7 protein-coding genes and 1 pseudogene are annotated in these 9,311 nt (G+C 65.8%); 4 read left to right on the forward strand and 4 right to left on the reverse strand.

Features of this window, described 5'->3' with window-relative positions; genetic code table 11:
* Positions 1-295: 295 nt before the first annotated feature.
* Positions 296-1,390 (reverse strand): histidine kinase dimerization/phosphoacceptor domain -containing protein, encoded by a 1,095-nt coding sequence (locus OCH239_RS20400; RefSeq protein WP_037267114.1) that lies wholly within the window; start codon positions 1,388-1,390, stop codon positions 296-298.
* Positions 1,391-1,932: 542 nt separating this feature from the next.
* On the opposite strand from OCH239_RS20400, the gene OCH239_RS20405 reads away from it, so the two are divergent.
* From OCH239_RS20405 to OCH239_RS20415, 3 genes are read left to right on the forward strand one after another with little or no spacing between them, the layout of a single operon-like run.
* Positions 1,933-2,193 carry a PepSY domain-containing protein gene (locus OCH239_RS20405; RefSeq protein WP_037267116.1) on the forward strand — a complete coding sequence of 87 codons (261 nt, stop codon included), beginning with the start codon at positions 1,933-1,935 and terminating at the stop codon, positions 2,191-2,193.
* Between the two features lie 4 nt (positions 2,194-2,197).
* Positions 2,198-2,842, forward strand: a complete 645-nt coding sequence (locus OCH239_RS20410) for a cytochrome b/b6 domain-containing protein (RefSeq protein ID WP_037267118.1) — start codon at positions 2,198-2,200, stop codon at positions 2,840-2,842.
* Position 2,843: 1 nt separating this feature from the next.
* Positions 2,844-3,416 carry a helix-turn-helix transcriptional regulator gene (locus OCH239_RS20415; RefSeq protein WP_051489683.1) on the forward strand — a complete coding sequence of 191 codons (573 nt, stop codon included), beginning with the start codon at positions 2,844-2,846 and terminating at the stop codon, positions 3,414-3,416.
* 296 nt (positions 3,417-3,712) lie between these two features.
* On the opposite strand, the gene OCH239_RS20420 is transcribed toward OCH239_RS20415, so the two are convergent.
* Both OCH239_RS20420 and OCH239_RS20425 read right to left on the reverse strand, forming a co-directional pair.
* Entirely contained in the window at positions 3,713-6,031 is a 2,319-nt protein-coding gene (locus OCH239_RS20420) for a YbcC family protein (protein ID WP_051489684.1), read from the reverse strand.
* Between the two features lie 3 nt (positions 6,032-6,034).
* Complete coding sequence (locus tag OCH239_RS20425) at positions 6,035-7,600, reverse strand: proton-conducting transporter transmembrane domain-containing protein (protein ID WP_037267120.1); 1,566 nt, start codon at positions 7,598-7,600, stop codon at positions 6,035-6,037.
* A gap of 101 nt (positions 7,601-7,701) precedes the next feature.
* On the opposite strand from OCH239_RS20425, the gene OCH239_RS20430 reads away from it, so the two are divergent.
* The gene (locus OCH239_RS20430; RefSeq protein ID WP_037267122.1) at positions 7,702-8,571 is read left to right on the forward strand and encodes a LysR family transcriptional regulator; all 870 of its coding nucleotides are present in this window, start codon (positions 7,702-7,704) and stop codon (positions 8,569-8,571) included.
* A gap of 320 nt (positions 8,572-8,891) precedes the next feature.
* On the opposite strand, the pseudogene OCH239_RS23200 reads toward OCH239_RS20430, so the two are convergent.
* Positions 8,892-9,311: pseudogene (locus OCH239_RS23200) on the reverse strand (hypothetical protein); the annotation flags it as partial.

Below are 9,311 nucleotides of genomic sequence, written 5' to 3' on the forward strand. Positions count from 1 at the left end.
CACTTTTCCACGCCGGTTCACATACTTCAGGATGGACCACTTTTCAGGGAGCAGACCAGCCTCCAGCAATATCGAGTGGGTTTCGGTCCGCGGCAGAGTGAGAGAGCGTATCGACATCCGCAATGAAGCTCTGACCGGCCGGTCGTGCTCAATGCAGGCTTGAGACCTTGACGGTTCAGGCGGCAAATCAGCGGGCTTTCACCGGGCAAACCTTCCAGATGCGCATCCAGAGGGCTGCAACGCCGCCCATCGGCGACCGTTCTGGGTTCTCGAGTGAGGGAATATGGACGCGCCCCTATCGAGGTTGCGGCGCAAACCGTATGATTGCGAAGACACCTTGCTCGCTGTTGCGCAGATCGAGGTCGCTTTCGAGCTCCATGCACACCACCTCGGCGATCTTCATGCCCAATCCGGTATGAGCCGTTGAGGCACCGTCAGGCAATCCGACACCGGTATCCGTGCAGACCAGTTCGACGAGGTCACCTTCCACGGCATTCAACCGCACACGGACGACACCTTTTTCGCCATCGGGAAAGCCGTGCTTGTAGGAATTGGCGATAAACTCGTTGATATAGGTGCCCACCGCCGCAGCCTGCTGGGGCGAAACGTCAACCGGCTCCGCCTCGAACTCGAGCGTGACACCTTCGGGCGCAACGCTCGCGAGATGCCCGCATATCTTCTCGATGAACGCTCCCAGATCCACCGATTGATGCTCATCGGTCTGATAGAGTTGCTCGTGCAGGTGAGTGAGCGCGTCGATACGCGTTCCCACCATCGACAGCGCCAGCTTGGCATCCTCCGACGCGAAGGCCCGACGCTGCAAGCGGGTGAAGGACGAGAGCGACTGAAGGGAGTTCTTGACCCTGTGGTCGACTTCCCGGCGGAGCACATCGGCGGTGCGAAGGGCTTTCCGGGCCTCGAGAAGAGCCATGACCTGGCGGGATAAGACGCGGAGCGTGTCCCGTTGCAGGGACGTGAGCTGCCCGGGTTCATAGTCCAGCACGCACAGAGTGCCGAGGGGCAGACCGTCCTCCGTCTTCAGAAGGGCGCCAGCGTAGAACCGCAGGCCTGGCTCTCCGCAGCAGAGTGGATTATCCTGCATCCGCGGATCTTTGAGCGTGTCCCGGATCTCGACGAACTCTTCCTCGAGGATGACATGCGCGCAGAGCGACGTGGCGAGCGGTGTCTCCCGGACCCCGAGCCCGGTTTCCGCCTTGAACCACTGCCGCTCGGCGTCGATGAAGTTGACCACGGAAATCGCGGTGCCGCAGGTGGCCGCCGCCAGCTTCACGATCTCATCGAAATCACGTTCCGGATCGGTGTCGAGAATCTCGAAGGAATGAAGCGCTGCGAGCCGTGCCAGTTGCAGCGGATGAGGTGCGGCCTCCACGGGGGCCTCCTATAAAAGTTCGATACGAATTGACTTGGCCACAAACTGAGGGCCTGCCAGCCATGACAGGTTTAGCCCAGCGTGACGGCGATCGGCCCATTTCAGCGGGACAAAATCACATCTGCTCGCGGACAATCAAGGCACTGCCGCAACAAGCGCGGATCGGGAGCTCGCGGCGCAAGTTAGACGGCGTTAACCTTCAAATACGTGGGCAGCTTGCTCCCAAGCCAGCCTCAGGGCCATCGCGCTACCCCCGCAGGTACGAGAGCCAATTCGGCAAAGCCGCTCCCGGCATGAGGGTACTTACGAATGTCCGGTAATGGGACGTTCCGGCTCTCCGCCGCGAAGGTTCGCAGAGAGCTCAAGCCGGTGGTTGTCTGAGGGCGTAACTGTGCAACCGCAGCCAAGTGCGGTTTTACGCGTAAGCACCTGCTTATGGCGAGCCGGATCAGCGTCCCTCCAATCGAAAAAGCCTGCTTTCGCCTGCCATGTCGATCCCGCGGCCAGCCCGGTCGCGTCACACATCCCGGAAAGGATACGACATGACCAAGCATCTTGTTCTCGCACTGAGCCTTGTCCTCACGCCGGCCATCGGCTTCGCCATGCCCTCTGTCGGCGACGTGATCGGCACAAATCCAGAGGATGCGACGGCGGCCCTCGCGACCGCGGGCTGTACCGTCGACGAGTTCGAGGCCGAGGACGGCCAGATCGAGGCGAAGTGCCATGACGAGGCCTCCAAGCGCTACGAGGTCTACATCGATCCCGCCTCGGGGGCCGTCACCAAGATCAAGTCGGAGGATTGATCCCATGTCGGATCACTCTGACACGGGCGCCCACGCGGCGCCCGAGATCGCCCAGCCCTGGGATCCGGTGGTGCGCCTGACCCATTGGAGCATTGCCGCCGCCGTCATTGCCAACGGTCTTCTGACCAAGCCCGGCGGTACTATCCACATCTGGATCGGCTGGGCCGCGATGGCCGTACTGGCGCTGCGGCTCGTCTGGGGCCTGATCGGGCCGGCCGAGGCTCGGTTCGCCTCGTTTCTTCCCGATCCCCGCGCCGCGGTGAGCCATCTTGCCCTCCTGTTGCGCGGACGCCCGCGCGAACATTCCTCGCACAATCCGGCCGGAGCGATCATGGCCTACGCGCTCTGGGCCTGTCTGGCTGTGGTGATCGGCACTGGCCTTGTCATGACCGGCGGCAAGAGCCCCATCACTATCGCCGAGGAGAAGACCGCCGTCGCCGCCGGCGACTGGTCGGTGCTGGTCACCGAGGGCGCCGACGGCCGGCACGGCGATGACGAGGGACTTGGCGACGTGGCCGAAGAGGTGCATGAGGTGATGGCGAACCTGATGCTTCTGCTCGCACTGCTCCACGTTGCGGGCGTCGCGGTCGAGAGCCGCGCGCTTGGCCGCAATCTGGTCCGCGGCATGGTGACCGGACGCCGGAGGTAATGTGAGCGACGCGCGCCCCACCGAAGTGAAGCTGAAGAGTCGCCAGCTCGGCCTCGCCGGGGTGATCGTCCTGCAATGCATCGCGGCGGTGTTCTTCATCGGTGACGTGGTTGTGGATCTCGTTCACGCGCCGCTCGCCGAACATTCCCTTCTGGAGATGCTCGTGACCCTGGCCCTCGTGGTCGGGATCGGTCTCAACGCCTGCCAGCTGCGGCGCATGATGGAGCGTATGCAGGCACAGGACAGGGCCCTCGACACCGCGAGAGGCGATCTTGCGCGGATCGTGGAGACCCAGTTCGAGACCTGGTGCCTGACGCCAGCCGAGCGCGATGTCGGGTTTCTGGCTCTGAAGGGCCTCGACGCCGCCGAGATCGCGGAGATCCGCGGGGCCGCGAAGGGCACGGTCCGTGCGCAACTTACCCGTATTTACGCCAAGGCCGGTGTCTCGGGCCGCGCCCAGTTCGCAGCGTGGTTCGTCGAGGACCTTCTCGATGGCGGTCTCGGGACCGCTGGCTCTCACCCGAGAAGCGTACCCAAGGCACCCATCCAAGCGGAACGTCTCGACCAGAAATAAGAGCTGGCAAAGCTTCTATATTAATTAAAAAAGAAATTCGACGATCGTTGGGAGGCCAGCGGATTATGGACTATGCGAATTCATGCGTAGCAAGACGGGAAAGTCGACAGGCAAAAAGAAGCCACAGCGAGCTTCGCAGAACGTACGTGATCTACTGCGGGATTCAGTTTTGCTCACAGAGCTCCAAAGCATGACTGTCGACGTCTCCGCTTCAAGGGCCTGCGTCACACTAACGCCAGCTCCCTCCTGCCGACCTTAGTGGCCGGCAGGAGGGCCGTTTCCCTGGAATTCGTCGCCTACGTTTCGTCCATCGTGGCGAGGCCGATCCAATTGTTCGATGCCATGGTCCGAACGATGGGCGATTTCGAAAGCGCCCTCTCCATCATCGAGCGGGAGGTCGCTATCCTGACTTGAAGGCGCAGGGGCTCATGAACGAAGCGCCTGCCGTCGGACAGGCTTTGATCCGAAGGCCCGCCGCGCAGCTGCCCGGATATACCGTCCGTCACGCCGAAGCCGCCGACAACGTTCTGGAGCAGCTTGTTCCCGCCGCCGAACGCGTCCGGGGCCACGCGTGCGCCATAGTATTGAAGGTTGATCCACGCCGCCACGAGCACCGGACCCGACAGGATGTCCGTCAGCCAGCTGCCGTCGGGATCCCGGGCGGGATCGTAGTCGTGCAGGAACGCGCGACCGTCGAGGTTCAGGTTCCGCGTCGCCCCGCGCGGTGCGGCGATGAACCAGCTGCAGTTCGCGAGACCCCATTCTGCGCGTGTCTGCGACCAATCTCCGCCGCGCTCGCAAAGCTCCTCCTGCACCGACACGTCCGGGAACCGCAGGGACCGCTCGGTGCGGACGAGCTCGCCCGCTTGATCGAGCACGCGTGTCAGCGACGTGACCGGCTGTGCGTACCTGTCTCCAACGGGATCACAGACGAAGTGCGTGACGGTGTCGCCTGTCGTGTCGTGGAGGCCGGCCATGAACACGGTGTCGGCGGGGATAGAGATCCCACGCGCAGCAAGGCCGCGACGGATCGGCGTTTCATTCAGGAGCCGCGCGAGCACCCGCGCGTTCGCGGCGCCGTCATGTCCTCCGCAGGCGCCGCATTGCAGAAGGCGTGCCTGGGCATCGTTCGTAACCCGCGCTTCGTGCCCGACGAAGACGACCAGCGGGGCGAATGCGCGGGTCAGTCCCATGCCGCGGAGGGCGTCTTCCGCCGCGTCGAGCGCGGTATCGCTATCGGGTGCGAGAGTGAGGCGCGGCGCAGGGCCGTGGGGCGTGACCTGCCGTCCCCGCGTCAGCGAGGCATCTAGGAGCGGCCCGAGCCGCAAGGGGCCGGCGGCCTCAACGAAGGCGAAGCTCGCGACCGCCGCGCGCGAGAATCTGGCGACCGCGCGGCCGAGACGGCCGATGATGCGCCGGTCCTCCGCCTCTGGCTGGTGATCTGTCGATGCCAGCGACGGCGCCAGGATCGCCGGCCCGCGTGTCTCTGTGATGGCGGACGCGCTGGCTCTGTGGGCGAGGGGCAGCCCGAAGAAGCCCGCGGCTCCCACGGTTTGGATAGTTGGGCTGAGGCTTTCGATTGCGCGACGCATCCGCTCGGAGCGGACATCGATGCAGAAGACGAGCTGCGCCTCGGGCCGTACCTCGGCGACGTGCTGTGTCTCCTTGTTCCGCAGGCGGGCGTCGAGCCTGCGCGCGGATGCATGTTCGACCGCTCTGAGGAGAGTCGCGTCGATCTGGTGCTCGCGGGTCGGGACCACCGGCTGGCGGTGCGCCTCGATCGTCTTGTCCCAATTGGCCGAGACGGCCCGCGCATACGTGGCATGCAGAGCCTGCTCCCAGATCAGCCGGATCGTGAGCAGTTCGGAGAGCGTGGAATCGCGGCTGTCCTCCAGCTCGGCCTGCCAGAGCCTGTATCGACCCAGCCCGGCCCAGCCGCAGAGATCGCATAGCAGGCGGTGGAAGACCGATGGCGCCGCCGCGTGATCGATGCCGAGTGCGACGCAGGCATCGCCGAGCGCGCGCCAGTGATTTTGCTGGGTCCCGGCCACGGACGCCGCAAAGCCGGTCAGGCCGTGGATTTCGGGCGTGAGGTCGTGCATGGCCCAGTCGCGCCAGGACACCCAGACCCCGTCGCGGGCCGGCGACGACCACAGCGCCTGTCCTTCGTCGAAGTAACCCTGCGCCCAGGCGCCGATCCGCTCCGAGACGAGGCCGGGCCAATCGGTTCCGCTGGCCCCTGCCGCAAGCTCCGCAACGGTGGCGAGGGCGTGCGTCGGGGTAACCTCGCGGTCGGCTGCTGCGAGGATGTCGCCATCGGTGAGCCCGGATTCCGGTGCGACTTCGGCCAGGGCGGTGATGATGTCGGCCCGCACGAGTTCACCCGAGGCGATACGGCTGCGACAGAGGGCCCGCTCGGGGAAGATCCGGATGCCCACAGCGCGCTCGAGCCGAGCTGCGGCCGTTGCGATGGGCTCGTCGATCATGCCGTGGAACGGGTTCACCGCAACCGCCCGGTCGAGCGGAAAGAGCGGCGCCACCCGGCGGATGGATTGCTCGGCCGCGCCGATCAGCGCGAGGAGGTCGGGGGAAAAGTCCTGATGCTGGATGAACATGGCTCAGATCTCCTTCTGCCGAGCGGGAATGGACCAGGCGCCGACCAGCCGGTCGGTCAGCGCGCCGAGGTAGAAGCCGTTGGCGACGTGAACGCGCAGGCCGCGCGCGGCCGGGTGATCGGACCAGAGCGGAAGGAGCGCTTGCAGCACCGCCACGCTGGCAAAGCTCGCAAGGGTGAGCGCGATCAGCGCCCATTCGAGCGGTCCGGCCACGGGCGTTGCAGGCAGCGTCCCCGCCGTCAGCGTCTGCGCGATCCACTGGAAGGCGAAGTAGCCGCCGGCAAAGACCGCCGAAGCCTTGGCCGTTGCGATCCCGAGCGCCCGCGGTGCGGCGTCCGCAAGCCCCTGTGCCACGAGGTATCCGACCCCGAGAACCAGGATGACCCCGAGCGCCACCGCCTGCGGCGACTTCTCGACGAGCCCGAGCGGCAGGCCGACAGCCGCGTAGATCGCGACCGCGATGCTCATCGCTACGGCGACATTGCGCAGAGTTGGCACGGCGACCGGTCCGAGGCTGCGGGCCGCGCGCACCGCTTCTCCCGCTTCGGCGGCGCGGAGGAAGGCATGCGCCTTGTAGAGCGCGTGGGCGACGATGTGCAGAAGCGCGAGCGGGAACAGACCCAGTCCGCATTGCAGGACCATGAAACCCATCTGGCTGATCGTGGACCAAGCGAGCGAGGTCTTCGCCGCCGATTGCGTCAGCATGACGATGGCCCCGACGAGCGCGGAGAAGCCGCCGATCATCACCAGAGCGGCGAGAACGAGCGGAGCACCCAGCATAACGTCGGCGAAGCGAATGAGCAGGACCCCTCCGGCATTGACGACGCCCGCATGCAGCAGCGCCGACACCGGGGTGGGCGCCTCCATGACCTCCGTCAGCCAGGCATGCGCCGGAAGGAGGGCCGATTTCAGGACGGCCGCAAGCCCGAGGCATGCGGCGGCACCGATGGCGGTGGCGGGCACGATCCCGGCGCGCGCGGCATCCGAGATGGCGGCGATATCCGAGGTGCCGTAGGCGATGACCAGGAGCACGAGTGCGGCCGCGAGCGCGGCATCGGCCCCCCGCGCCACAAGCATCTTCTTGCGCGCGGCGCGGCGTGCCCCCGCGCGGCCCGGATAGAACATCAGGAGCCGGTTCACGCCGATCCCCGTCATGACCCACCCGAGTGCTAGCTGCGCAAGGTGCCCGGCGGAGACCAGAAGCATCACCCCTCCAAGCGTGAGCGTCATCCAGAAGGCGAAACGACCTTCGCCGGGTTCACCGTGCAGATGCGTCGCGGAGAACCTCAGGATCACCCAGGCCAGAACGCTCGACAGCATCAACAGGATGACGGACACGGTATCGATCCGGACCGAGAGACCGATCTCGCCGATCCCAAGCACCGCGGAGGTGACTGGGCCCACTGCTGCAAGGTGGATGGCGGCCATGGCTGAAAGCAGCGCCGCGAGGAGCGCGGCCTGTTCGGGCCATCGCGGCGGCGTCACCGGCATTTCCGTTTCCCGGAACCGGACGGCTCCGGCCATCAGCAGGGCGGCGGGGCCCAGCAGGATCACCCATGCGGCGGTCATGTGACGGTACTCCTCTCTGCATGTGTTTCGTTCGATATGCGGATTGGTCGGGCCGAAGAAAAATACATTGATTGCCATGAAACGTTCGCTTCTATGGAACGATGGCAGAGCTCAACTACAACCATCTCCGCTACTTCCACGCCGTGGCGCACGAGGGGCACCTGACGCGCGCGGCCGAACGGCTGAACCTCTCGCAATCCGCCCTGTCGAGCCAGATCCGGGCGCTCGAGGCGCGGCTTGGCCACGATCTCTTCGAACGGCGCGGCAGGGCCCTTCACCTGACCGAAGCGGGGCGGATCACGCTCGAACATGCGGATGCGATCTTTGCCGCGGGCCGTGACCTCGTGGATACGCTCGGCCAGACAGGACGCGTGCGCCGGGCCTTGCGGATCGGGGCGGAGGCGACCCTGTCCCGAAATTTCCAGATGCGGTTCCTGCGCCCCGTCATGGACCGCTCCGACACGGATCTGATCCTGCGGGCCGGACGGCTTTCGGAGATGCTCGACGCCCTCTCGGCCCATGCGCTCGACGTGGTGTTGTCCACCACGGCCCCGCCCGACGATGTGCACGGGCGTTTCACGGCGCAGCGCGTCTCGGACCAGCCCGTCGGTTTCGTGGGTATCCCCGCGCGGCTGAAGGGGACGCTCGCCGAGATGCTCGGCCGCGAGCCGCTGATCCTGCCCGCCCGCGGATCTGTCATCCGTACCGGGTTCGACGCGCTTGCGGACCGGCTGGGCGTCGCATGCGAAGTGGCCGCCGAGGTCGACGACATGGCGATGATGCGCCTTCTCGTGCGCTCGGGCATGGGCGTGGCGCTGGTGCCGCCGGTCGTGGTGGCGGACGAGCTTTCCGCGGACGCGCTCGCGGTGCATCCCGATGAGACCGGCCTGACCGAGACGTTCTGGGCGATCACTCAGCCACGCCGGTTTCCGCATCCATTGGTGCGCGCATTGATCGAGGCGTCCATGTGATCAGCTCTCCGGGGCGGTGGCCTGGTTCTGCAAAGGCGGCTCGGGAGCGGTGGCGGCCTTGGTGGAGGCGTATTGCGCATGCCGTCGAGCTCGAGAGCGCTGAACTCGTTCACCACGATTGCGGTGTCGCTGAAGCGCGGATCGCCGAGAATTCACCGCAGCACTGTCCCCGAGAAAGCCGGTGAGCAGCAAGACTGGAATCTTGCGGGTCATCTGAATTCTTTTCGTCTGGACGGCGCGCGCCAAGAGCCGCGCCGTCCGATCTTGTAATCCGTTTGTAGTCCGGTGGTGAAATTCAAGCCGGCGCCGGGCTTTTTCGATCAGTGAACGAGCCCGCTGCCGCCAACCGCGAGCACGTTGTAGGGCGTGCCCTCGACCTCGATGCTGCGCAGCTCTTCGAGGCTCTCGCTGTCGATGACGCGCACCAGGCCGTCGTTCGGATCGGTCAGCACGATCTCGTCCCCGGCGACCGCAAGCCGGGGGCGCGGGTCGCGCCAGTGGCCGTCCATCGAATAGGGCGCGGTGGCGGAGGCCCGCGACGAGCGCTCGAGGCTGAGGATGTTGAGCCGGTGCAGCGTGCCGTCCTCGGTCAGGACATAGGCGTATTGCGGCTTCGCCGGGTCGAGCACGAAGTCGACATGGCGGAACGGGAATTCCACGCGGCTGAAATAGGGCTCGGTTTCGGGATCGATCACCACCAGGTCATTGTCGCCGTAGTCGCCCACGAAGATCTGCACCGC

The organism is Roseivivax halodurans JCM 10272, from assembly GCF_000521785.1.
Classification (GTDB): Bacteria; Pseudomonadota; Alphaproteobacteria; order Rhodobacterales; family Rhodobacteraceae; genus Roseivivax; species Roseivivax halodurans.